The 25355-nt window shown below is 39.7% G+C and carries 26 protein-coding genes and 1 pseudogene; 3 read left to right on the top strand and 24 right to left on the bottom strand.

Going from position 1 to position 25355, the window contains the following annotated elements; translation table 11 throughout:
• Nucleotides 1–37: 37 nt before the first annotated feature.
• The 5 genes from ACO6HM_RS08590 to ACO6HM_RS08570 all read right to left on the bottom strand — a co-directional run bounded on the left by ACO6HM_RS08590 (nucleotide 38) and on the right by ACO6HM_RS08570 (nucleotide 5926).
• Complete coding sequence (locus tag ACO6HM_RS08590) at nucleotides 38–2068, bottom strand: methyl-accepting chemotaxis protein (RefSeq protein WP_485390653.1); 2031 nt, start codon at nucleotides 2066–2068, stop codon at nucleotides 38–40.
• 69 nt (nucleotides 2069–2137) lie between these two features.
• A complete protein-coding gene (locus ACO6HM_RS08585) occupies nucleotides 2138–3508 on the bottom strand; it encodes an MATE family efflux transporter (protein WP_485390652.1) in 1371 nt (456 codons plus the stop codon).
• Nucleotides 3509–3620: 112 nt separating this feature from the next.
• Complete coding sequence (locus tag ACO6HM_RS08580; RefSeq protein WP_485390651.1) at nucleotides 3621–4397, bottom strand: HAD family hydrolase; 777 nt, start codon at nucleotides 4395–4397, stop codon at nucleotides 3621–3623.
• Between the two features lie 108 nt (nucleotides 4398–4505).
• Nucleotides 4506–5573 (bottom strand): GNAT family N-acetyltransferase, encoded by a 1068-nt coding sequence (locus tag ACO6HM_RS08575; protein ID WP_485390650.1) that lies wholly within the window; start codon nucleotides 5571–5573, stop codon nucleotides 4506–4508.
• An 11-nt stretch (nucleotides 5574–5584) separates the two neighbouring features.
• Nucleotides 5585–5926 carry a GNAT family N-acetyltransferase gene (locus ACO6HM_RS08570; protein ID WP_485374092.1) on the bottom strand — a complete coding sequence of 114 codons (342 nt, stop codon included), beginning with the start codon at nucleotides 5924–5926 and terminating at the stop codon, nucleotides 5585–5587.
• A gap of 496 nt (nucleotides 5927–6422) precedes the next feature.
• Between ACO6HM_RS08570 and ACO6HM_RS08565 the strand changes: the two genes are divergently transcribed.
• Nucleotides 6423–8168, top strand: coding sequence for a GGDEF domain-containing protein (locus tag ACO6HM_RS08565; RefSeq protein ID WP_485390649.1), 1746 nt, complete (start codon nucleotides 6423–6425; stop codon nucleotides 8166–8168).
• 64 nt (nucleotides 8169–8232) lie between these two features.
• Nucleotides 8233–9195 (top strand): radical SAM protein, encoded by a 963-nt coding sequence (locus tag ACO6HM_RS08560; RefSeq protein ID WP_485390648.1) that lies wholly within the window; start codon nucleotides 8233–8235, stop codon nucleotides 9193–9195.
• Nucleotides 9196–9403: 208 nt separating this feature from the next.
• On the opposite strand, the gene rplT is transcribed toward ACO6HM_RS08560, so the two are convergent.
• The 13 genes and pseudogenes from rplT to ACO6HM_RS08495 form a co-directional block, all read right to left on the bottom strand.
• Complete coding sequence (gene rplT, locus ACO6HM_RS08555; RefSeq protein WP_485390647.1) at nucleotides 9404–9760, bottom strand: 50S ribosomal protein L20; 357 nt, start codon at nucleotides 9758–9760, stop codon at nucleotides 9404–9406.
• Nucleotides 9761–9791: 31 nt separating this feature from the next.
• Nucleotides 9792–9989 (bottom strand): 50S ribosomal protein L35, encoded by a 198-nt coding sequence (rpmI, locus tag ACO6HM_RS08550; RefSeq protein ID WP_208429887.1) that lies wholly within the window; start codon nucleotides 9987–9989, stop codon nucleotides 9792–9794.
• Nucleotides 9990–10044: 55 nt separating this feature from the next.
• Nucleotides 10045–10539: a translation initiation factor IF-3 gene (gene infC, locus ACO6HM_RS08545; protein ID WP_208429888.1), complete on the bottom strand. Its 495-nt coding sequence runs from the start codon at nucleotides 10537–10539 to the stop codon at nucleotides 10045–10047.
• Nucleotides 10540–10765: 226 nt separating this feature from the next.
• Nucleotides 10766–10930, bottom strand: coding sequence for a hypothetical protein (locus ACO6HM_RS08540; RefSeq protein WP_485390646.1), 165 nt, complete (start codon nucleotides 10928–10930; stop codon nucleotides 10766–10768).
• Nucleotides 10923–11654 carry a Fic family protein gene (locus ACO6HM_RS08535; RefSeq protein ID WP_485390645.1) on the bottom strand — a complete coding sequence of 244 codons (732 nt, stop codon included), beginning with the start codon at nucleotides 11652–11654 and terminating at the stop codon, nucleotides 10923–10925. The genes ACO6HM_RS08540 and ACO6HM_RS08535 overlap by 8 nt, the downstream gene beginning before the upstream one ends.
• Before the next feature lie 233 nt (nucleotides 11655–11887).
• Nucleotides 11888–12127, bottom strand: coding sequence for a transposase (locus ACO6HM_RS08530; protein WP_485390644.1), 240 nt, complete (start codon nucleotides 12125–12127; stop codon nucleotides 11888–11890).
• A 177-nt stretch (nucleotides 12128–12304) separates the two neighbouring features.
• A complete protein-coding gene (locus tag ACO6HM_RS08525) occupies nucleotides 12305–12499 on the bottom strand; it encodes a type II toxin-antitoxin system antitoxin (RefSeq protein WP_208429892.1) in 195 nt (64 codons plus the stop codon).
• 576 nt (nucleotides 12500–13075) lie between these two features.
• Complete coding sequence (locus ACO6HM_RS08520; RefSeq protein WP_485378881.1) at nucleotides 13076–14047, bottom strand: SPFH domain-containing protein; 972 nt, start codon at nucleotides 14045–14047, stop codon at nucleotides 13076–13078.
• A gap of 246 nt (nucleotides 14048–14293) precedes the next feature.
• Entirely contained in the window at nucleotides 14294–14545 is a 252-nt protein-coding gene (locus ACO6HM_RS08515) for a type II toxin-antitoxin system Phd/YefM family antitoxin (protein WP_485390643.1), read from the bottom strand.
• A 25-nt stretch (nucleotides 14546–14570) separates the two neighbouring features.
• Entirely contained in the window at nucleotides 14571–15491 is a 921-nt protein-coding gene (locus tag ACO6HM_RS08510; RefSeq protein ID WP_485390642.1) for a DUF5050 domain-containing protein, read from the bottom strand.
• 75 nt (nucleotides 15492–15566) lie between these two features.
• Complete coding sequence (locus ACO6HM_RS08505; protein ID WP_485390641.1) at nucleotides 15567–15839, bottom strand: DUF7724 family protein; 273 nt, start codon at nucleotides 15837–15839, stop codon at nucleotides 15567–15569.
• Between the two features lie 284 nt (nucleotides 15840–16123).
• Nucleotides 16124–17320: an ATP-binding protein gene (locus ACO6HM_RS08500; RefSeq protein WP_485390640.1), complete on the bottom strand. Its 1197-nt coding sequence runs from the start codon at nucleotides 17318–17320 to the stop codon at nucleotides 16124–16126.
• Between the two features lie 86 nt (nucleotides 17321–17406).
• Nucleotides 17407–17601: pseudogene (locus ACO6HM_RS08495) on the bottom strand (SPFH domain-containing protein); the annotation flags it as partial.
• Nucleotides 17602–17968: 367 nt separating this feature from the next.
• Here ACO6HM_RS08495 and ACO6HM_RS08490 point away from each other — a divergent pair.
• Nucleotides 17969–18955, top strand: coding sequence for an SMP-30/gluconolactonase/LRE family protein (locus tag ACO6HM_RS08490; protein WP_485390639.1), 987 nt, complete (start codon nucleotides 17969–17971; stop codon nucleotides 18953–18955).
• Between the two features lie 171 nt (nucleotides 18956–19126).
• On the opposite strand, the gene fucO is transcribed toward ACO6HM_RS08490, so the two are convergent.
• From fucO to ACO6HM_RS08460, 6 genes are all read right to left on the bottom strand, one after another.
• Nucleotides 19127–20275 (bottom strand): lactaldehyde reductase, encoded by a 1149-nt coding sequence (fucO, locus tag ACO6HM_RS08485; protein WP_485390638.1) that lies wholly within the window; start codon nucleotides 20273–20275, stop codon nucleotides 19127–19129.
• A gap of 26 nt (nucleotides 20276–20301) precedes the next feature.
• A complete protein-coding gene (locus tag ACO6HM_RS08480; protein WP_485390637.1) occupies nucleotides 20302–20742 on the bottom strand; it encodes an RbsD/FucU family protein in 441 nt (146 codons plus the stop codon).
• A gap of 112 nt (nucleotides 20743–20854) precedes the next feature.
• Nucleotides 20855–22009, bottom strand: coding sequence for a substrate-binding domain-containing protein (locus tag ACO6HM_RS08475; protein WP_485390636.1), 1155 nt, complete (start codon nucleotides 22007–22009; stop codon nucleotides 20855–20857).
• A 90-nt stretch (nucleotides 22010–22099) separates the two neighbouring features.
• Complete coding sequence (locus ACO6HM_RS08470; RefSeq protein ID WP_485390635.1) at nucleotides 22100–23077, bottom strand: ABC transporter permease; 978 nt, start codon at nucleotides 23075–23077, stop codon at nucleotides 22100–22102.
• Between the two features lie 13 nt (nucleotides 23078–23090).
• Nucleotides 23091–24581, bottom strand: coding sequence for a sugar ABC transporter ATP-binding protein (locus tag ACO6HM_RS08465; RefSeq protein ID WP_485390634.1), 1491 nt, complete (start codon nucleotides 24579–24581; stop codon nucleotides 23091–23093).
• 19 nt (nucleotides 24582–24600) lie between these two features.
• Nucleotides 24601–25257, bottom strand: a complete 657-nt coding sequence (locus ACO6HM_RS08460) for an L-fuculose-phosphate aldolase (protein WP_485385649.1) — start codon at nucleotides 25255–25257, stop codon at nucleotides 24601–24603.
• Between the last annotated feature and the right edge of the window lie 98 nt (nucleotides 25258–25355).

The raw sequence follows: 25355 nt of genomic DNA, 5'->3' as shown, positions 1-25355 counted from the left end.
AGCCTAATTTCCAGCAATCCTAACAAGTATGTCATAATTAGATGATGAACTTAGATACTTCACTCTGTAATTCAGTTGCAATCTCAGCAAGATTCTCACTTGCATCAGATATATCCTGTATGGACTGAACCTGTGTATCTACGGAAGCTGATACCTCCTCTGTGGTTGCAGCATTTTCCTCGGCTATAGTTTTGAGGTTCTCCACAACCTGAGTGATGGTCTCATTGTCCTTAAATATGTTCTTAGCTTCATCAGAGATTTCTCCAACTATGCCCTTGCTCTTTTCTACAGCCTCAGATATCTCGCCGAACTTATCGCCGGTCTCCTTTAGCTTCTTCTCCTGCTCAGCAACGGCTTCTCTAGTGAAGTCCATAGTCTCAACAGCCTTCTTGGTCTGCTCCTGAAGTCCATTGATTGTCTCTTTAATCTCACCTGTAAATCCTGCGGACTGCTCTGCAAGCTTTCTAATCTCCTCAGCAACTACCGCAAATCCCTTTCCTGCCTCACCTGCTCTTGCTGCCTCTATGGCTGCATTTAATGCAAGTAAGTTAGTCTGGTCAGAGATAGACTGAATCATATCGCTTGCACTTGATATCTTGTCTGCACTTTCATCTGTCTGAGCTATGATTGCTGCAATTTCCCCTGAAGAGGTTGTAACCTTAGTGGTTGCAGCTGACAACTCCTTAAGGCTCTTACTTCCCTCTTCCTTCTTATCATTGATAAGTTCTGTAGATTCATTTAACTCTTCAAGCACAGTCATCATATGGCTTAGAAGCTCATTTGAATGTTCTACATTCTTTGTTGCATTCTGGGTATCCTCAGCCTGGCTGGCAGCACCCTGTGCAATGTTGTTTACTGCATTTGCAACCTCATCTGCTGTAGCTGATGTAGACTGAGCTGTAGCTGAGAGCTCCTCAGCAGTAGCTGCAGTATTTTGTGCATGTGCTGATATTCCGGTTATAATCTGAACTATATTCTCCTTAAGAGTCATTTCAGCTCTGTAGATGTCACCTACTTCATCACGTCTTCCTGAGTAGTCCTTTGTAGGTTCTTTGGTTAAGTCGTAGTTTGCTATATGTAAGAGGTCTGTCTTAAAGCTGTTAAATGCTCTTGCAATCGGAACAGCAAAAGCAATGTACATAATAATCATGCCAAATACAACAAGGAATGCTATTACAAATATAAGCCTAACCTGTAAGTTGTTCATATTGGTAAATATTTCATCCTCATTTACGGCAACAAGTGTAACAAAGTCTCTGCCTTCAATTATATTAATGGCACCGATTCTGTTCTTACCAAACCACTTATAGGTACCTATACCGTTTGTGTTGCTGTCTATCTGTCCCTTGAAGAACTCTGCTACAGATACATAATCAGGATCTGTCTTCGCCTTCTCCACAAGGTTTAATCTGCTCTCTACTATCTCAGGTTTGGTGTGCCCTACGATATTGGCATTTCTATCATACACTGCTATATTACCTGATTCGCCCCACTTGAAGTCAGCGCAAAGCTTGGATATAAAGTCTGTACTCATAATACCTGCAAATACACCTATGAGTTTATTGGTCTTTAAGTCGTAGTAAGGTGTTGATACAACTATTATCTTTCCACCTGTAACAACGTCATCGATAATGGAGCTTGTATATGTCTTTTCCTTTATTGACTGCTTAAAATATTCCGTATCGGCTACGTCGAATTTTTCTGCACCCTGTGTAAGGTTGATACCCTTACCATTAGGCTTAACAGTGAAAAAGAGGTTGAATCCTGTTTCTTTTGCCCTCTGCTCATAGAAGGCTGCAATCTCTTTCTGGGAATACTCTTTGCTTGTAAGCATCGGATTGGCTGCCAGCTCTTTAACGATTGCTTCCGTGTGTTCAATATCCTTCACAAGCTTCTCAGAGGTTTCCTGTGCTAACACCTGCATATCTGACTCTACCTGTGCTCTAAATGCATCTCTTGAGAGTACCGAGCTTACAATTAGCATGATAGCACAAATAATAGTTACAATGACGAAGCTGCCTAGTACAACAAGGCCTTTTATGCTTCTAAATCCCTTCTTCTTTTTCATTCTTTTTAACATCCTCCTTGAGTTAAATTTGATTAGTTCAAATAAAAAGATTGATAGAAGTAGATTTAATCATTCCAAATCTCTGGTTATGTTCTTCAGCCATTTTAAGCTCTTGTAATGTTTGTAAACTACAGGAATCTTCCAAAATTCATCGAGGCAAAGGATGAAGTAAACCACCATTGGCGGTAATTTTAGTACAAACGCACTAAAAAAGCCGAGCGGAACCGATACTGCCCACATAGTTATAGTGTCGCAGATAAGTCCAAAGCGTGAATCTCCGCCTGCCCTGAATATTCCGGCTATAAGGAGAGTATTCATTGCCTGACCAAGCACATAGTACGAACTAATGAAGAGCATGATACTAAGATAGTCGTGTGCCTGTTCGCTCAGATTAAATCCCATGAATACTATCGGACGAATTGCCAAAATAATTAACCCCGTAATTATACCAATTATAAAAGTTGTTTTACATGAGTAGGTGGCATATTTTTTCGCCTCTTCCATCCTGCCTTCACCGATTTTGATTCCAAGCAAAACTGAGGCACCTCCTGCTATGGCAAAACATACTATGGCACAGAGTTCACGCACTGTGCTTGCGACCGCATTGGCGGCAACCATATCAGCGTTCATGTGTCCCATAATGATTGCATAGGTAGAAAAGGCAACTGTCCAAAGGAGGTCATTACAAAGGGCAGGTGTGGCATATTTTACAAAGTCCTTAAATAGCAGTGCGTGATGCCCAAACATCAGCCTCAGGTTTATCTTAAATACCTTCGCCTTCCCTGCATCTATCACACAGAGCGCGGTCTCAACCACTCTGGAGATAAGTGTTGCAAGGGAGACTCCTACCACTCCAAGTCTTGGAAGGCCAAGGAAGCCAAATATAAATACCGCATTGAGGGTCACATTTAATATAAGTGCGCTAGAGCTTATGATGGTACTTATCTTTACCCTTTCCATACTCCTAACTGTAGACATATAGACCTGCGAGAAGCTCATAAGAACATATGATATGCCTACTATACTAAGATAGGATGTACCTATTTCTATAAGCTTTTCATCATTGGTATATATCCTCATCAGCTCTCTGGGGAAAACCACTGCACTAAAGGAAAGAATGAGAGTAATAACTATAGATATCTTAATGGCGATTCCCATAACCGCCTGTATCGAATCTGTATCCTTCTTGCCCCAGTACTGGCTTCCAAGCATAGTAACTCCGGAATTTATGCCATAAAAGAAGCCCCAGAGCAGAAACTGGAACTGATTGGCAAGGGAGACGGCAGCAAGTTCTTTCTGACCTACATAGCCAAGCATGAATACGTCAGCGGAGTTTACCGCATTGGAAATAAAATTCTGAATAGTAATAGGGATAACCAAGGCAAAAAGTGCCTTATAAAACTTCTTTTGGTCCTTCGACATCTCTAATCCTATGCTCATAACACCTCTTATATTATTTATTATCTTTTGATACCTATAAAGACATTATTCACAGCCTTTTCATAAAAATAGTAACTTACCCGTATTGTTGCAGTTAAGAGTATATGCTATCTTATATAAGTCTCTTTTCTTTAAGATAATAGTAAATACCATCCTCATCTACACTGCCACACACTTCATCAGCCACTGCCTTTACACTATCCGCGGCATTGCCCATAGCCACTCCTATCCCGGCAGCCTGTAGCATATCCACATCATTGCCTCCGTCTCCAAAGGCAATAGCCTCATCAGGAGAAAAGCCAAAATATTCAACCACCTTTTTTATCGCATTGCCTTTGCCGCTTCCATCAGGTATGATATCCACAGCCGAGTCCCACCAGGCTGCTATCTTAGCCTTTTTCGTACCTTTAAGCACCTCATCCCATTCACTTCTCTCACAGCCTAACATCATCTGATATACTTCCTCTTTAATCGCATTGTCAAACTCGTGAGAAGGGGTTGCCTTAAGGCTTGCCAGCTCGAAATACTCTCTTAGTGCATCATCAACGCCGTTTGTGACTATCCTGCTCTTTGTGGCAACTGCCACTGCTTTATTCATCCTTGTGGCATTTTCTATGATTTGAATAACCTCTTCATAAGGTATTACCAGGTTAGTGATTGCCTTATCCCCCGCCAGACAGACAGAGCCGTTAAAGGCTATGGTAAGGTCGAATTTCACCCCTTCAAACTTTGGAATGACGGCAAGAGGGCGGCCTGTCGCAAGACAGATAAGTACTCCGTTTTTCTGAAGCCTGTTTAGCGCTTCCTTTACCCTATCTGTCATATCAGGCTTACCAAACCTAAGAATCGTACCGTCAATGTCAAAAAATGCTATCTTAATCTTCTTCATTTTCCCTTCCTTTAAAATATAAATAGACTGTACTTCATTCTATATTATAATAGAATAAAAGTACAGTCTTTGTTGTTTCATTAATTATCTTTGATGTTTACCGGCATCCTACGACCTCTGAGCTAAAAGAGGACGGTATTTTAACTTAATTGCCTCGTCAAACTCTTCCCTGTTAAGTACCATGTAATGCTCCTTCTTTGTTTCTCCAAGAGCTTCTACTTCTACATTTTCAGCAAAATGGCTATAGGTAAAGCCAAGCTTTTCAGCCACTCTTTTTGACTTATGGTTGCCATCAAAGTAAGCTATCCATATCCTGTTTAAGCCCAGTTCAAGGAAGCCAAACTCCACAAGCTCCTTTGCAGCCTCCGGTATAAGCCCCCTTCCCCAATAAGGCTTTGCTAACCAGTATCCTATCTCTGCCTGATTCTCATCTGCGCCAAGACCTCTGCTTTTCTTGCTTCCGGCGTGTAAGCCTATGCTTCCTATCACCTCATTGGTTTCTTTATAGACAATGGCGTAGACTCCCGGTTTCATAAAGACGTTTTCAATTACTTCCATACTCTCTTCAACATCCTTATGAGGCTTCCAACCCGCAGACAGACCTATATCAGGGTCTTTGGCATACTTAAATAAGTCTTCTACATCTTCCATGTGCCATGGCCTAAGGATTAGCCTGTCCGTGATGAAGCAGGGAACGGTATCATACACAGCCTCTATTAGCTTGCCATTTACATAGGAGAGCTTCATAGAGAAGAACTGTCTGTTTCCGTTCTTAATTATCGAAAGAAAGAGCTCATCTCCCTTCCAGTGTGGAAGGCTAAGAAGCTTATCTTTATCAACCCAGACCAGTTCTCCTTCATCGCAGTTCTTTAGCTCTCCTTCAAAGTCCTTTACATTGAAGAGGTGCATGTACTCAGTTTCATTGTTTTCAGGCTTATCAAGATCTTCTGACACAAAGGTAACTATTCCGCAATAATAATACCCCATAGGCGTAAGTCCCGTTTCCTCAAAGACCTCTCTTTCCATACAGTCCTCAGGACTTTCCCCAAATTCAAACTTACCTCCAACCCCAATCCACTTGCCCTCATTTATATCGCCAGCCTTCTTATTGCGGTGAAGCATAAGATACTTACCGTCTTTTTCGATATAAACAAGAGTCGAATTATATACCTTCATAATTATATCCTTTACCCCTTTTTAGCCGCCTTTGCATACTCTTTTTCTGCATCGACAAGCACATTTTCGTGTCCTCTGTTTTTATTAAACCAGTCAATGGCATACGTGCAGGTAAGCTCAAGCTTCTTTCCCTCTTTCTCCATCTTCTTTACAAGGGCCGAAAGAAGCTTGCCGCCAATTCCCTGTCCCCTAAGTGAAGGGTCTACGACGGTGTGCATTACATTGCAGGCACCATTGATTTCAGGAAACTCCACATAGGCAGTTACCTTTCCCGACTCGTCTTCAAGCCATATTTTCTGATCGTTTTCCAAAAAATCCATACTTACCTCCTTATTTTCTTCAAAAACATGCACAATTTGCACATTTTTCAGGATTTGCAATGGGAGCGTTTGAAGCTCCCTTCGTTCCACACATCTTTGAATAATTATTATTGATATATTCCTACAAAGTAATTGTACATCATTTTTCAGAAATAGTCTACAAAAATCTGTAATTTTTCTAATAATCTCAGGATGTTGTTTGTAAATAAGTGCAATTCTAAATTCAGTTCTAACAATTATCTCGATTACCGTCCTATGTTCAGGCTGATTTTAACCCTATATTAACAAATTTTTATCCAATATTTATCATTATCCTTGTTAATTTTTTATTATTTTGACACAATGCTGAAAATCAAGTTTAGTGCTTTCTGTCCTTGTTTTTGTTAATGTGAGTATGGTATAATTATTTAGATAACGTGTACACCCACCCCATAAAATCTTAGAATGCTCTAATTTGCGGGCTTTTAGTATAGGGAAGAAATTATGGCACCGTCTAAACTCTGGCTAGTGCGGATTATCGGGAGGTTTTATGAGATATTTAAGTATGAGTTTAAGGAAACACCAAGCTCTTATACTTTTGATAACAGCCATGGTAACGGGACTGTTATTACTGTATTTTATCTTTGGTGTCGTAGGAAAGGTCCCCACTTCTTACTATAGGGAGCTGACGGATCTTGTAATAGAGGTTGAGCATAGCGATGGCACCATGGATACCTATAACAGCCACTTGTTCAGCTACTCTTCAAAAGATGATTTAATCACTATGCATATTCCACTCGATAAGGCTTGGAAGAGTGAATACAGCTCGATTAATTTCTTGTTTTACAACAGTATAATTAAAGCCTACTATAAAGATAAGCTTTTGGTAACCTATGGCGAGAACATCGACAGACATATGATAGGTAAGCAAAAGGTTACCATACCGGTTCCCGCCAAGGCTTATGGCGGTGAGATTAGAGTTGTAATCAAGCCTCTTACAGGTATACTTGAGGATACATTCAGATCACCTGTCCTTATGTCATTTAATACAGACCAGTTCTATCCTATCATAGGGCAGGAAGCGTTTTATGCGATATTCAGCGTGATACTTATCTTCTCCTTTATAGGAATGATAATATTTACCTTTCTCTACCGTACTGTGGACTTTGCAAGAGAAGGTACTTGGCTTATGGGGCTTATCTTCTCCATCACTCTCTGGTACATGGGCAACTCCGGTATGCTTTACATGCTTACCTCCAGCGAGAATATAAGTGCTGTAGGAGAATATATTGGAATGTATTTACTCTTTTCTACGGCTCCTCTTTTTTCAAGCTTTGAGACTGAGCGTCCTATTGTTAGAAAGTACTTAAGGATTTCAGGTTTGGTACTATTTGCGGCATTTTGGATTTGTCTTGCTCTTTACATCCTGCCATCAGGGTTTAACTATGTATGGCAGCTAAGATGGATGCAGGCACTCCAGATAGTAATGGTATTTTCAGCTCTTATCAGCCTCCTTTTCCCTGGCAAGAAGCGCAAGACCGGTGCTGACCAGGTTATGGGCCTTGGCCTCATAGGAGTTGCAATCTTTGGTATATTGGAGCAGATACGTATCATCGTTGCGGCTCAGATTACTGAGAACTGGCCACCTCTTTTACAGTGGTTTGCCAAGGCTCATTTCTCAACTGTACTCATTCTTCTCCTTGTCATTACCTTGTTTACATCTTATGTCATCAAGGTTAAGGACATCTTGCAGAAGAGCCTTAGAGAAAAGCATCTTGAGATAATTGCTTATACCGACAACCTTACCGGTCTTGGTAACAGGCAGTTCTTGCAGAGAAAGCTTAATATCCTTGATTTGACCAGAGAAAAGGACTATGCGGTTATCTTCGTAGATATAAATAAGCTTAAGTATGCAAACGATACCTTCGGACACGAAGCAGGAGACCAGCTGATTCAGATGGTTGCTACTGCTATCAAGGAGGCTATGGAAGGTAATTCGGAGGGCTTTGCCGGTAGAAACGGTGGCGACGAGTTTATCTGTGTTGCCATACCTTCTTCGAGAGTTAGCTCTATTACCAAAAACATAAGATACAACTTAGAGAGACAGAGAAATCAACAGCGTCCGCCTTTCCCTGTAGGAGTGTCTATCGGTGTTGCAACCTATAGAGAATTCCTTGCGGGAACTTCTGATTCAGCTCGTGGTGTAGTTTATTCAAGTCAGGTCATAAAACTTGCCGATGAGAGGATGTATGAGGATAAGATGGCACAAAGGAAAGGTCCTGGGGACATGAGATAATTACAGTGCAGGGGAGTTTAACTTTCCTGCATTTTTATAATGCTAAGGCAAGAAGGAGGTTCTTATGGAATACGAAGGAAGAATATGCCGTGGTCCTATGGAAATAAGGGCTTTTATGCTACCTGTAACTGTGGGATGCCCTTATAACAGATGTAAGTTCTGTGATTTATTTACGGACTTAAGGTATCGCAAAATAAGCATGGAAGATATCGAAAATGAGCTAAAGAGGGTGAGTGCACACGGCGGAAACCCCGAACTAATCTATCTGGGGGACGGAAGCGCCTTCCAGCTAAAAGCTGATGAACTGATTGAGATAATAAGCCTGGTTAAGCACTATTTCCCGGGGGCAGCTGCCTTTAACTCTGATGCGACCATAACCAGTATAAAAGGTAAGTCTGATGAAGAACTTAAGACCCTCCATAGCTTAGGCTACAACAAGCTCTATATAGGCATTGAAAATGCCCTGCCTGATGTGCTTAATTATATGGACAAGGACCACAGCGTGGACGAGGCTTATAGTGAGATAAAAAGACTGCAGGATGCAGGCTTTAGCTATGCAGCCCACTTTATGACAGGGGTTGCAGGAAGTGGCAGGTGGGAAGAGTCAGCTATAGCTATGGCAGAGTTTCTTACTGAAACAAAGCCTGAGAATGTGGTCAATTTTTCCATGTTCCTATCTGCCGATAAGCTCTCAGAGGAGATTAGAAACGGTAATTTTAAGCCTGCCACCGAGCTTGAAAACCTCAGGGAAGAACGAAAACTGGTAGAGCTTTTAGATGTGGACCCTACGCATCCTATCAAGTGGGACAGCTTCCACGATTGGATTCATGTACGTACCAGGGGGAGTCTCCCAAAGGATAAGGATAAGATACTCTCTGTGCTTGATAAGGCTATAGCTAAATTTGACAAGCTCCCTGATATCTACTCCATGAAAATGGGAAAGCCTGAAAATGATGATGGCTACGGCTTTTTAGGTCAGGAGAGCCCATCACTTAAGGATGTATATATTGCACCGGGAGCAGTATAATATAATGCTACAATTGTGGGAAGTAATAGTTCGATTGGGGCTTGATTGAAGGAAAATTTATTATCTTCTGACACGCAAAAATATGAGTAAGCAGCCAATTTTTTGCAAAAAAACGGTGTAGCCACACATACATGACTACACCGATATTTTTAGAGAATAACCATCTCTATGTGGAACTGCCTTTTGAGGCAGTTTTTTATGCTTTTAATTAAGCAAGCTTAGCCTTAGCTGCATCTGCAAGAGCTGTGAAGCCTGCTGCATCATTTACAGCGAGCTCAGCGAGCATCTTACGGTTGATTTCGATGTTAGCAAGCTTAAGACCGTGCATGAACTTGCTGTATGAAAGTCCGTTAAGTCTTGCTGCTGCGTTGATTCTTACTATCCAGAGCTTTCTAAAGTCGCCCTTTCTCTTTCTTCTGCCTGCATAAGCAGATGCAAGAGCACGCATAACTGACTGCTTAGCTATTCTATACTGTTTACTTCTTGCTCCTCTATAACCCTTAGCGAGCTTTAATACTCTATTATGTCTCTTCTTGGCACCTAAGCCACCTTTAATTCTTGCCATTTTATTTCCTCCTTAACAATTTAACTTTTATTTAGCTATATGGAAGTATTCTCTTCATTGGAGCTAAATTTGACTTATCAATTTCTGTTGCTTTACGAAGATTTCTCTTTCTCTTTGTAGTCTTCTTGGTAAGGATATGGCTCTTGTAAGCTTTCATCTTCATTAACTTACCTGTTCCTGTTACCTTAAAGCGCTTCTTAGCCGCGCTCTTTGTCTTCATTTTTGGCATAATTCTTTCCTCCTATAATCTAATTATTATCCTCACTAAGTACGTGAAAATAGCATTACTTCTTGCCCGTTACAACCATGGACATGCTTCTGCCCTCAAGCTTAGCCTGTTTTTCTACTGATGCTACGTCTCCAAGCTTCTCTAGGAATACATCTAAAATCTGCTTGTTAGAAGAAATGTGAGCCATTTCTCTTCCTCTGAAGCGGAGGGTTACTTTAACCTTATCTCCCTTTTCAAGGAACTTTCTAGCCTGGTTAGCCTTAGTATTAAGGTCGTTGTCATCAATATTTGGTGAAAGGCGAATCTCCTTTACTTCAGTAACTTTCTGCTTTTTCTTCGCTTCTTTCTCTCTCTTCGCCTGCTCATAACGATACTTTCTGTAATCGATAATCTTACAAACCGGCGGCTTTGCAGTAGGTGCAATTTTAACTAAATCAAGCTCTGCTTCAATAGCCATTTTCATTGCATCCTTTGATGACATAATTCCTAACTGTTCACCATTTTCTCCAATCAGACGGATTTCTTTATCCCTGATCTGCTCATTGATCATTAATTCGCTAATAGAAAAACACCTCCAAACTTATAATAAAAAATAGAGTGAATACACATAAGTATCCACTCTAGACAGACAGCATATAGCTGAAATAATTCATTTCTAAAGACCACGGTGCCCTTTTGCACTTAGGTGGAAGCGGATACTTCACTTTCTTGCTGTATGTACAGCTTTATTAGTTTAACACCTTTGACTGGGGATGTCAAGGATTATTTTTCTCACCTTATACGATGAATCTTGCAACCTCTTCCTGCAGGCTTACTGCTATCTCTGCTAAGTTTTCGCTTGCCTTAGATATATCGTCAATAGACTGAACCTGAGTGGCTACGGCTGCTGATGTCTCCTCTGAGTATATCGGTATAAAAATTAAGTTCTTTAGCCTAGCCAAGAAAAAAAATTATTGTCTTCTCGTATTCATTTTGTTCTTTGTTAAGAAGGCTGCACATTCTCTCAGATACGCCTTTTTCAGCGTATTCTTTAATTCCTTCAATGTACTCCAACCTGTTTTCATCGTGTATTATAGGTGGAATTATGTCATGTTTAAGTGCTTCTCTGTATAAGATTAGCCTCCCTGTACGTCCGTTTCCATCTTGAAAGGGATGTATCTTTTCGTATCTTGTGTGTAGGAGTGCAAGCGTACCTAGGTGCTTATCTGCATTTTTATACCAATTTAAGAGTTCTTTCATATCCCCAGGTACATCTGCAGGCAAAGAAGTCTGCATAGTACCTGCGATATTCGGACGCGCCTTATATTCTCCTATGTTATAGCCGTTTGCCTTATCCTCAAAGACTCCGCTTTTTAGCTCGTAATGAAATTTCTTTATGAGGTCTTCAGATAAGTCTTCATCCAAGGTTTTAAGCATATGATTAAACATAAGGAAATGCCCATTCATTTCTTCTATATCCTTAGACCTGTATGCGCTATCGCTTACAGGGAGCATTCCTGTATCAAAGAGGCTTGCAGTCTGGTTCTCCGTGAGGGTACTGCCTTCAATTTTATTTGAGTTATATGCCAGTTCTCTCGATGTAACGGCATATATCCCCGAACGGTCTCTCTTACTAAACTCAATAAGAAGCCTCTCTTTTAGCTTTTGTATCAAATCAGTCTTCATCGCTTATCTCCGCTTTTAGTTGTTATAGTTTCATCATTTAATCAGTATATCACTAAAAGCAGGTTTTTGCTATTTTTAAAAGGAGATATCCACAGTACTCATAGTTCTATTTAGAACTGTACAGCCGAATATCTCCTTTATCTCTTGTATACTCTTACTATATTTTCTTTTTTTAATAAGACTATCTCATCAACAAAATTTGTTTCTGAAAAGCGGAATATTCCTTTTTTGCATTATGCAAGCAGTTTTTCCTCCAAGCTGACATCAAGCCCAAACTCTTTCAAGTCCTGTTCCCTTATTTCTAATTCTGCCTTGATTATGTCAAGCATTTCATAATAAGCTAGTGCCTTGCCATCATAAAAAAGGTTGTTCTTATCCTTTTCCCACTCTCCAACAGTTTCTTGTGCATTTTTCAAAAGCCGACCAATTATATATTCAATTCCTTCTTTTGTGAGTTTCTCATTAGCCATCATAATCACCTCTCTTTTTAAGTTCTGCTATCCTATTATTGATAGATTCATTAAAGTTTCTTATCTCTTTTTCCCAATGTTTCTTTAGCCCTTCCTGCCTCGTAACGGTAATTTTGGTATGATTGGGAAGGGGGCACCCCTTCTTTTTTTGCTATTAACAATGATAATTATACACTAATATTATTCAATATCCAACTCTATTGGTTCATCTATCTTTTCACCGACATATTTTCCGTCTTTTTTTCTTTGTTTTACACATTCTGTGAGGAGATACTCAATCTGGCCGTTAAGCGAGCGGAAATCATCCTCTGCCCAAGATGCCAGTGCATCGTATAGTTTTTCTCCTATTCTTAAAGGTATCTGTTTCTTTGCCATGGTTCCCTCTCTTTATGTTTGGATTAATTGCAGTACACTTATAAATTCTAATTTGTCGGGCTAAAATAAGTTGCAAAGTAGACGCAAAAACTGATAAATGTCCAGACTCGCTCCGGCATCCGCTTCGCTACGCCTAACGCGCTCGCTTAGGCATTATCAGTTTTTGCTGTTATCTTACCACACAGTGACGCTCCGAATGATAACATTTCAGACTCGCTCCGGCATCCGCTTCGCTCCGCCTAATGCGCTCGCTTAGAATTTATCATTCGGAGCTGGCACCTTAAATTTATACAAATAATAACTAGAATACCAAATGAAAGACAGCTACTCCCCCCAGCCCCCTTGTGGCTGATGTGTTTGTTTGCAATCATTCATCAATTAAACAGCCGGAGCTGATAATGCCTAAGCGAGCGCGTTAGGTTTTTCGTCATCATGTAAAAACTTAAAAATAGCACCTTGCAGAAAAACCGGAGCGAGTCTGGACATTTATCAGTGAAGGCGTAACTTAGTCAAAAAACAAATACATCAGCCCTACAACTTAGAATTTGTGTATCAGTTCATATGTTTATATGCTGGCTAGTACAGGCTACCTGAGTTTACTACAGGCTGAGCTTCGTGGTTGCCGCAAAGTACTACAAGGAGATTTGAAACCATTGCAGCCTTTCTCTCCTCATCAAGCTCAACTGTCCCCTTTTCTTCGAGCATTTCAAGTGCCATCTCAACCATGCCTACCGCACCCTCAACTATCACCTTTCTTGCATCAATTATTGCATTTGCCTGCTGCCTCTGAAGCATCGCAGATGCGATTTCAGGTGCATAAGCAAGATAGGTAATTCTTGCTTCTACTATTTCAAGTCCTGCTATCTCAACTTTTTCCTGAATGAGCTTTCTGATACGCTCAGCCACTACAGTTGTAGAGCCACGGAGACTTCCGTCATCAGCAATTCCATCGCCTGTGGTGTCTATGTCAGGGGCTACATCATAAGGGTAGAGCTTAACTATATCTCTCACAGAGGTGTCGCACTGAAGTGACAGGTATTCTTTGAAGTTGTCTACGTTGAACACCGCAGCTGCTGTATCCACTACCTTCCAGATGACTGCAACTCCTACTTCTACAGGATTGCCAAGTGCGTCATTTACCTTCTGCTTGGAATTGTTGAGCGTCATTGCCTTGAGGGATATTTTATTGCCCATTGCTACTTCTGCATTGACACTTGATTTCACATCACCACTCTGTCCGAGCTTCGTCCTAGCCGCTGGATTGAAGGAAGATGCAAATGGATTGATAAAGTGAAAGCCTTCGTCTTTGAGTGTACCAATGTATTTACCAAAAAGTGTATAAACTACAGCTTCCTGAGGCCTAACCACCTTCACCCCGGCTATAAGTATAAAGCCCGCTATCATAACAACAATCCCAATAGGGATGCAAAATGTCATATCATAAATGCCGCCATAGGCTATGGTACCACAGCCTGCAAGTATGATTAACAGACTCACAAAGAGCATAGCGAATCCCTTTCCTGTGCTTTTAAGAATTTTCTCTTCCATAGTGGTTCCTTTCCGGACTATTAGTCCAAAGAATTTATTTGATATCAAATTCATATCACTTTAATATTTATTTGTCAACTGGAAGTTTAAAAGAAAATGTCCATACCAAAAGCTGTTTTTTCTGTCAGGATTTGGTATGGACTAGCTCATATTTAAATACTATATTATTCAGTTGTGGATATAGTCACTAATAACTTGCTCTGGTAGAGTCATAGTAGCACCCTGAACGCTAGCAGGAATCACTGATTACCCATTTATTCTTTCCCTCACTCTTTTAAAAACCTCATCCTTAGAGTGCCTAACCTTACATTCGTCTGCGTATTTGTCTGCTTCGTCAAGCCTTCTTTCAACAGAATCCGTAAGAGATGAATACTGTTCTATACTCATATCTTCACATTCGTTTTTCGTTATAAATATAGGCGAATTAGTGATATTCATCTTTTCTTCTATATTCGGGAATTTATTTTTTAACTCTGATACAGGCCTTTTATTTATCATGGTAACATCCTTTATCATATCAATTTTAACCTGCAATGAACCATTTTTTTAACAGTATCTTCTTGCCTTTACTATTTATCATGTAAAACCTTCCGGTTTCGTCTCCATTATTTGCTCCAAATTTACTTGTAAATACTATCAAGTTATTGCCACAGAGTGCCATCTGTTCTATCTTTTCTCCTTTAAAAACCGCTATAGTTTTATAATGGAATTTCCCATTCTTATAACTTCCCTCCAATACTTTATTTTCATTACCAATTTTAAATCTCTTATTCCTTTTCAAATCATATTCACCAGAAGGAATAATTTTTTCTATGACATTATTGTTACTTAGATCATAACAATTCTTATATGGAACAGAATATTTTGTATAGTAGATTTTGCTTCCCCATTTCCCTATATCATATATTTCATGTGTTTCTTTACTTATTAGCTTCTTTTTATTATTACCATCCAAAGTCATACGATATATTCCCGTAGATATAAAAATATTACCCACACCTTCTTCATTTATCAGTTTGCCTCCTATATAGTAAATGTATTTCCCAATTATTAATGGAGACCCTCCTAATGTCAGCTTCTTAATATTTTTACCATCTTTATCCATTTTAAATATAGAGGGTTTATAGTTCATGCTGCTAGGCTCTGCGTAAGAAAAATAAATTTTGTTTCCATGTATGCTAAGGTTTCTAACCCCAGTCTTCTCTGAGATAACAACCTCTTTGCCCGTCTTTAAATTTCTCTTAATTAAGCCAAAACTCCAGTCAGGACTATAATATAGATATTTGCCATCTGTTACCGAATTGTAATAAAAATCCACAATAGGAGAGCCATCCACTGCCTTGCGGCCTTTTTCAGCTCCCTCTGCTATAATCGGAATAAAGAATCCACTCATCAGAATTAAAACCATAAATACACTTATAACTTTTACTTTCATTTTGTTCATAGTATCACCTCTCATATGTTTTATTTACTTTATGCTGTAGGAATAGAAAATTGCTTCATCATTCTCTCGAACACGCTAACCTTCTATCTTCACCCCCTTAATTGGTCTTAAAAACTCCTCTGGCGCAATGTACAACTTCTCCAGTATTGGAATCAGATCAATGTATTCCTCTTCACTTTCTTTATTATGTTTATACTTAGCCATAACAACAAGATAGCCTTTATCCCATTCCTTTATCGCAGTGTATTTTTCTAACGAATACGGTGCTTTAAATCTTATTACACTATCTCCATAACGAAATATTGTAAATTCTCCCTCATTACTTAGAAGTGCATAATCAAATTGCATAGCGACCTCCCTAACAATCAAACTACTTATCGTAATTTTATCACTATATTGTCATAAAGTATATAACTAACTGCAAAAAACAAGTGATTTGTGAATACTTTGCAAGATAAATTACACATGTCAAAATCCCCCGCCAAAATATTTCATTTCAGCAGGGGATAATTATTCAAATAAGCCTAAATCACACCATTTATGCCATTAGGCCAAATTACATAAGCTTAAGATAAAGGCTCTTGATGTCCTCAAAGGTAAATTCCTTTGAAAAGAAAATGTCCATACCAAATCTATCTCTCCCCTAGCAACCAATCCCTGGCATTTATTATTTTGATGCCTTCTATGTCTCTTTGCGGATCATCGTCTAGAGTAAGTATTACTTTGGGGTAATCATCCTGTAGCATTTGGAGAGGTCTTATTTCTCTTTCCAATGTGGCTTTATCTCTTACAGTCAATGCAACCTGATAGTAATGATTGCCATCTTGATTCTGTGCAACGAAGTCCACTTCAAATGAGTCTACTTTGCCTATGTAGACATCATAACCTCTGCGAAGGAGTTCAAGATAAATTATATTTTCAAGAATATGACCTGCATCCATAGCACGCTTGCCAAGAAGCATATATCGAAGTCCTATATCAACTACATAATATTTGTCTAATGTTTTTAGATATTGTTTTCCCTTTATATCATATCTTTTGGCCTGATAAATAACATAGGACTCTTTAAGGGATGTAAGATATTTTTCTATCGTCTTAGAGTCAATCTTTCTGCCATCAGAAGTCATAGTATCCGCTATTTTTTTTATAGAAAGGGGATTGCCAATGTTATCAAAGATGAATTTTAAAACACTTTGCAACATCATTGAATCTGTTACCTGTTTTCGATTCATAATATCCTTGATTACAATCGTATTATAAATACTTTCCAAGTAATCTCTAACTATATTAAGGTTGGTGCCAAGCTCTAATACAAAGGGGAATGAACTCGTTGACAAGTAGTCTGTGTATTTTGTTGTGGCGTCATTTCCATCCCTTGCAATGCAGTATTCCTTAAATGAGAGTGGCAGCATCTCAATCTGTATATATCTTCCTGATATAAGTGTGGCTATCTCACTTGAGAGCATGTAGGCATTAGAGCCTGTCACATACAAGTCTACACCAGAATTTAACTGTAGGCTGTCAAGCACTTTAGGAAATTTATCTACATTTTGAATCTCATCTAGGAAAATATATGTCTTAACATCTTTTTTCAAACATTTTTTAATATATTTATTTAGACTTCTATAATCGGTTAAGTCCTCATATTCTAAATCCTCAAAATTAATAAAAATTATTTGAGATTCCTTAACACCCTGTTCTATGAGCCAATCCCTAAACTGAAGTAACAATGTGGATTTCCCGCATCTTCTGATTCCTGTTACAATCTTAATTATATTCTTATCCTTAAGCACCTTTAGCTTATCTAAATACTCTTCTCTAATTATCACTTTGCCACCTCCTCTCAATAAATAATAACACTACATTTCTATTTTGTAAAGTCTTTGGAATTAATTCCGAAAATAAGCTTAATTATTTAATTTATTGGATTTAATTCCGAATTTACTACAGGCTGAGCTTCGTGGTTGCCACAAAGTACTACAAGGAGATTTGAAACCATAGTTGCCTGCTGCCTCTGAAGCATAGCAGACGCTATTTCAGGAGCATAAGCCAGATAGGTAATCCTTGCCTCCACTATTTCAAGTCCTGCTATATTCACCTTTTCCTGAACTGCATTTTAATTCAAAAAAATCCCCCACCAAAACATTTCATTTCAGTAGGGGACAATTATTCATAATAAGCCTAAATCATATCATTTATTCCATTACGCTAAATTACTTGAGCTTTAGATACAGATTCTTGATATCCTCAAAGGTAGATTCCTTTGAAAAGAAAATGTCCATACCAAAAGCGGAATGTTTCTGTCCTCATTGACTATAGATAAGAGTGTTGCATTTTACCCAAAACCATTAGCTTTGTACGTTGACTTTGATTAGCAATAATAATATCATCAAAAATAAATATTTCAAAATCATTTACTAAGGTTTGACGCAATATGTTAGAGCAAAATCTTAATTAAATTTTTAGTAGGAGGCAATATGAGAGAATCAAAACTTTTCAGTATTTTACCTGAATATATATGTACGCCTGATGGGATGGCTATAGACAGACATGGAAATCTTGTACTTTCCTGTCCGAATTATGCCGAAGATAACTTGTCCGGAGTTGTTGTACGCCTTGATAAAGAAGGAAATGTAACAAAATGGTTTGATGTTCCGGTTCATCCTGAAACAGGCATAGCCCGCAATATGGGTATAGCCTTTGATGACGATTGGAATGTATATTTATGTGATAATCAAGGTTGGAGTGAACATCCTGATCTTATATATAAAGGACGTGTACTCAAGCTAAAGGTTACGGATGACGGAGAAATTTTGGAGACTACTGTGGTGGCATATGGGATGGAACATCCAAACGGTATCCGCATAAAAGATGGGTATATGTATGTTACACAAAGCTATCTCCATCCTGTGAAGCGTGAGGACGGCAAGCTGGTAAGCTGTGTTTATAGATTTAGAACAGATGAACATGATATACATATAAGCAATACTCTGAAAGATGAAAATATCTTTGCAACCTTTGTAACTGAAAATCCTGATTGTCAGTATGGAGCTGACGGTATTGTATTTGGGCCTGACGGCGCTCTATATGTAGGTAATTTTGGTGATGGTGCGGTATACCGTCTGACTTTCAAAGAAGATGGAAGCCTTGCTGAAAATAAAATATTTGCACAGGATGCTAAAAATTTGCAGAGTACGGATGGTATGATTTTTGATGATAACGGAAATCTTTATATTGCCGACTTCTCTGCAAATGCTATTGCAAAGGTAACTCCTGACGGCAAGGTGGAGCGTATTGCTGAAAGCCCTGACTGCACCGGAGTGGATGGAGGACTTGATCAGCCGGGAGAACCTATAGTATGGGATGGTAGAATTATAGTTTCATGCTTTGACCTTGTTACCGGTCCGGATAAGGTAAATGCTAAGCATGAAATGCCTGCTACACTTGTACAACTGGAGCTATAGAATAAAGTAATACACTAAAAACAATAGTCCATTCCACTATCCGATAAAATACTTCAGACTAAGATACGTACAAAATTAATCCCTATCAAAACCTGATATATTTTCTTTCAGTTTTGATAGGGATAAATTATTTTTTATGTAAATTCGAGCAAAATATTATCTTATAAGTAATTACATAAGCTTAAGATAAAGATTCTTAATATCCTCAAATGTAGGCTCCTTTGGATTTCCCGGTCTGCAGGCATCATCCATAGCGGACTGGGTAAGGAAGTCAAGGTCCTCAGGCTTTACTATAGCCTTGAGGTCAGCAGGGATGCCTACATCTTTAGAAAGCTGCTTTACTGCCTCTACTGCTGCCTTTCTATACTCTTCCTGACTCATCTTCTCTACGCCTTCAACGCCCATTGCGATGGCTACATCTTTTAACTTCTCTCCTGTAGCCTCTGCGTTGTACTCCATTACCGTAGGGAGGAGGATGGCATTAGCAACTCCGTGAGGTGTATCATATACAGCACCTAAGGAATGTGCCATAGAATGAACTATGCCAAGACCGCAGTTAGAGAAGCCCATACCGGTAAGATACTGGCCAAGTGCCATACCCTCTCTGCCTTCCTTTGTATTCTCAACAGCTCCTCTAAGGCTCTTCGCAATAAGCTCGATAGCCTTTAAGTTGAACATATCTGTAATTGTATTTGCACCAAGAGTCGTATAACCCTCGATAGCGTGTGTAAGTGCATCCATACCTGTTGAAGCAGTAAGTCCCTTAGGCATTGAGCTCATCATCTCAGGGTCTACAAATGCAACCACAGGGATATCGTGTGGGTCTACACATACGAATTTACGCTTCTTTTCTACATCTGTAATAACATAGTTGATAGTAACCTCTGCTGCTGTACCTGCTGTTGTAGGAACTGCAAATATAGGTACACAAGGGTTTTTAGTCGCTGAAAGTCCCTCAAGGCTTCTTACATCTTCAAACTCAGGATTGGTGATGATGATACCTATAGCCTTAGCTGTATCCATAGAAGAACCGCCGCCGATAGCTATGATATAATCAGCTCCTGCCTTCTTAAATGCAGCTACTCCGCCCTGTACATTTTCGATTGTCGGATTTGGCTGTATTTCAGAGTAAATCTCAAAGTCCATATTTTCAGCCTTAAGCAAGTCTGTTACCTTGCTTGTAACATTGAACTTGATAAGATCAGGATCTGAACATACAAAAGCCTTCCCAAAGCCTCTGTTCTTAGCCTCTACAGTAATCTCCTTGATTGCACCTGCTCCATGATAAGAAGTCTCGTTCAATACAATTTTGTTCGCCATCTTTTTTTCCTCCATTTTCTCAGACCTTAGTCTGTAACTACACCCTTCTGCAACATTATATTTGCATATAGAGCCTTTTCAGAAGTTGCTATTATGAGATAAGAGGTCTTAGCCTCCTCATAAAACTGAAATCTTTCGATGAAACCAATGGTTTTTTTGCCACGCTCATCGTATTTTGCCACTATCTCCTCAAACTCCTTCCATATAGGGGTTTCTACAGTATCTCCAGGTACCTTCTCCATAAGAGAAACAGACTTTTCAGTATAGGTGTCAAGCGGAAATAGCTTTAGTATAGCATCTAGTACCTCTGGTACTCCATGTCCGTCAAGCCTTATTACCTTAGCATTTTTGCCCATGGTATGAGCCGGGAAATTGCCGTCTGATATTACAAGTCTGTCAGAATGTCCCATTTCGCAGAGTGCCGCCAAAAGCTCAGGCGATAGTATCTTAGGAATATTTTTTAACATATCTTCTTCCTTCCTAATAATCAATTGTTTGTGAATGTTTTAACACATAATCCTTACATAAGGGGGTGCCTAAGTATAAGACACCCCTTGTTGTTATTATTTTACCACATATTTACTCATATAAGCAAGGCTTAATATCGTCTGCGTCCATATTGTCAGCGTTGTACCACTTAGCACCTGTATCTACATCTGATACACTCTTGCCATCAGCTGCTTCTACAGCAAGTTTAACTGCCTGGTAACCAATCTGTACAGGATCCTGTGTTACAGCACCTGCAAATGTCTTAGCTCTAACTGCATCAAGAAGCTTCTTTCCTGCATCAAAACCAACTGCGATTACCTTGTCAGCGCCTAGCTTATCAAGACCTTCGTTAGCTGTGATTATAGCATTTGCTGCAAACTCATTAGAACCGTAAATAGCTATAAGATCTTTCTTCTCAAGTATAGCAGAAGCAACTGCAGCTGCATCTACATCCTTAACTTCTGCAGGGATACCTACATCGATAACTACCTTAGCTCCAGCCTTCTCATTCTTTAAGCTGTCATGTCCCTCTACTGATACATTGTCTGCACCGCAAAGCTCTGTCATCTTCTCAACAAATCCCTTTGTTCTCTCAACGATGGACTGTGAGTTGGACTCTTGCGCTACTACACCGATTCTTACCGGCTCTTTAGCAGCCTTAATCTTTGACTCGATTAACTTATAAAGCTCTTCTGCTGCCAAAGCGCCAGCTACTGCGTTGTTTGTAGAAGCATTAGCCTTGATAGCGCCTTCTGGAGCATCAGGTACACCTGAGTCAAATCCGATAATAGGGATGCCTGCTTCCATAGCTGACTGGATGGATGAGATACTTGCCTTAGTGTCAAGGGCTGCAAGACAGATAGCTGTAGGCTTTTTAGCTATAGCAGTGTTTAAGTATTCTACCTGCTGTGCAATAGCTGATTCATTGTCAGGTCCCTGGAAGGTAACCTCAACACCAAACTCCTTAGCAGCGTTCTGTGTACCAAGCTCAACTGCTTTCCAGAACTGATGCTGGAAGCCCTTTGCGATAACGTCAATGTGCTTTGAACCGCCATCTGTTGTTGTACTTGCTGCTGCACTTGACTTTGCTGAGCTAGCGGTACTTGTTGTGCTTGTAGCGCTTGACTTTGCACTGGTAGCTGACTTTGTTGAAGTAGTTTTGTTACCGCTTCCGCCACAGGCTGTAAGCGCTGATACTACCATAACTGTGCTAAGAAGTGCCGCCATAAGTTTCCTTGTTTTCATCTGTTTTCCTCCTTTATTGTATTAATCCAAATTTTCACACCCTTTAATATTTGAGTGATTTGGAATTAATAGGTTCTAAGTTATTACTGACTATTTTCCTCTCTTTCTGTTAAGTACATCCATATATACCGCAAAGATAAGGATGATACCTGTGATGAAGAGCTGATAATGCGACTGTACTCCTATATAAGGGAAACCAATCTTTAACACTGTCATAATGAAGACACCTACTATAGTTCCAAGTATGGTACCTACACCACCTGCAAGAGATGTACCACCGATAACTACACCTGCGATTGCATCAAGCTCAAAACCATTACCTGTATTTGGCTGTGCTGTTGTAAATACCGCTACATAAGCAATACCTGCAAGTGCTGCGAATAAGCCTGAGAATACATAGGCAAGTGTCTCATACTTAACTACGTTGATACCTGAAAGTCTTGTAGCTTCTTTGTTTGATCCGATTGAAAGGATGTAGCGTCCTGTCTTTGTTTTATTTAAGATAAGAGCCATAACTACCGCAATCACCGCAAGAAGCACAAAACCTGTAGGGAAATTCTTAGGTAAGATTCCACCGTCCTTTGTTATCATAAAGAACTCTCTAAACCAAGCTCCTGCTGAATCTCCCTGTGGGAAAGATATTGTCTTAGTTCCTGATACGATTGAGCCAAGACCTCTTGACATCATCATCGTACCGAGGGTGGCTATAAATGCCGGCAATCCCATTTTCGCAACCATCAGTCCGTTGAGAAGTCCAAAAAATGCACCACTTAAAAGGATCACAAGAAGTACGATACCCATTGGAACACCCTTTTCCATAAGGGTTCCACCTATGAGGGCTGAACAGATTGCTATTGTACCTATTGAGAGGTCTATGCCTCCGGTTCCGATAACAAAGGTAACACCAATTGCCATAAATGCCACATAATATGCAGATTTTGCAATATTGGTAAAAGTTGTTATCTGTAAAAATTTATCAGGTGTAATGGCTGCAAATGCTATACAAATAAGTACCAGTGCAGCTATAACTATTGTACGCTGATTAGAAAATATTTTTTTAATATCCATGGTTACTCTCCCCTTAACGTTTTGTAGCAGACTGCATAATGACTTCCTGATTCGCCTCTGCGATATCCAAAATTCCTGTAATTCTTCCTTCGCACATTACAATTACCCTATCGCTCATACGAAGTACCTCAGGAAGCTCTGAGGATATCATTATTATGGATTTTCCTTCTTTTGCGAGGCTTTCCATAAGTGCATAGATTTCACTCTTAGCACCCACGTCTATACCTCTTGTAGGCTCGTCAAAAATAAGGATATCAGAGTTTTTCACCAACCATTTAGCTATAACCACCTTCTGTTGATTGCCGCCGGAAAGCTTCTTAACTAGCTGTGATACGCTAGGAGTCTTTGTCTTAAGGCTCTCTACATATTTCCTCGAAACTTCCTTGCTCTTTGCCTTATCTATGAAAAATCCCTTTACAAAGTTGTTTAACGAAGAAATAACTGTATTTTCCTCTACTGACTTATCAACTATAAGACCATAGCGCTTTCTATCCTCAGAGAGATAGCCTATACCATGTGCTACTGCATCCTGCGGAGTGTTTATAGCGACTTCCTTGCCATTTATAAATATCTTGCCGGAATCCTTTTTATCTGCACCAAAGATAAGTCTGGCAACCTCTGTACGGCCTGCTCCCATAAGGCCTGAGAAGCCAAGTATTTCACCTTTTCTAAGCTCGAAGCTTACATCCTTAACCGCCTTACCTCTGTTTAGGTTCTCGCATTTAAGCACTACAGGCGCATCTTTTGCTACATTTGAAGCTGTCTTAGGCTCGCCAAATATGGCTCTACCTACCATCAGCTTGATGATATCATCCTTGCAGCATTCTTTTGTAATGAGGGTTCCTACATATTCACCATCTCTCATTACTATAACTCTGTCTGATATAACATTGATCTCATCCATTCTGTGAGATATGTAAACCATGCCGGTTCCCTGCTTTTTCAAGTCTCTTATTACCTTAAAAAGTTCCTCTATCTCAGAGTCTGTAAGAGCTGCAGTAGGCTCATCAAAGATAATTACCTTAGCCTTTGAAGATATTGCTTTTGCAATCTCCACCATCTGCTGCTTTCCTACAGTCAGATTACCGATTTTTTCAGCAGGATTGATGTCTATCTTCAATACCTTGAATAACTCTCTGGCCTTCTCATTCATCTTCTTATCGTCTATTAAAAATCCATTCATTTCTTCGCGTCCAATAAAAAGATTCTGAGCTACTGTCAGGTCGTTCATCATGTTAAGCTCCTGATGAACAATGGAGATTCCTGCTTCCTCAGATTCAGCAGGTCCCTTAAAACAGACCTCCTGTCCCATATACTGTATTTCACCGGAATCTTTTGAATATATACCGGTCAAAATCTTCATAAGAGTAGATTTGCCGGCTCCATTTTCTCCCATCAGGGCAACTACCTCACCCGCCTTTAGGTCTAGTGCTGCATTTTTAAGTGCTGCAACGCCTGAGAAGGATTTGGTAATTCCTTTCATTGAAAGTATTAAATCACCCATATTAACTCCTTAGCAAAAGCTATTCTCTTATACTCTTCTTCTGTCCGTAAGTCTTAAACTTCTCAGCCATAAGTGTCATCTCTTCAGGCGGAAGTACAACAGGATTGCCTATACTTCTTGCCTTTACATAGACTTCTGAGCAGTACTCAATCTCTTCAACTATGTTAAATGCATTGAGGAGGTCATTTGCTCCTGCAAGCACTCCGTGGTTGGCAAGGATAACTGCCTTTCTATCTTCCATTGCCTTACAAGCATTTACAGCAAGTTCGTGTGAACCGTAGGTTGCGTATTCTGCACATCTAACTGTAGGTCCTGCTACTGCTATCATATAGTGAGTTGCAGGAAGCTCTTCCCTGAGGCATGCCAGTACAGTTGTGTACATAACATGTGCGTGGATAACTGCATCTATGTCATCCCTTGTCCTATAAGGCATAAGGTGCATTTCCCATTCTGAAGAAGGTGTGCGTGTGCCCTCTATTGTCTTTCCGTCCAGGTCGATTATTACTATATCCTCAGGCTGAATCTCAAAGAAGTCAATTCCTGAAGGAGTAATAGCCACCATCTTGTTCTCTCTATCAAATACGCTTAAGTTTCCGCCTGTTCCCTTGGTAAGTCCGGCAGTCACCAGCTTCTTACCATATTTCACAAGCTCCTCTCTAGCTTTTTCCATTAACATAACATCATCCTCCGCTGGTCATAAGACCGCTTCTATTTTCTTTTTAGCGTTTGCTATCAAAGCTTTTGACAGCAAACGCCATTTATCTCTTATATCAT

It is taken from the genome of Catonella sp., from assembly GCF_057250765.1.
This window is presented reverse-complemented; position numbering and strand designations above follow the sequence as displayed.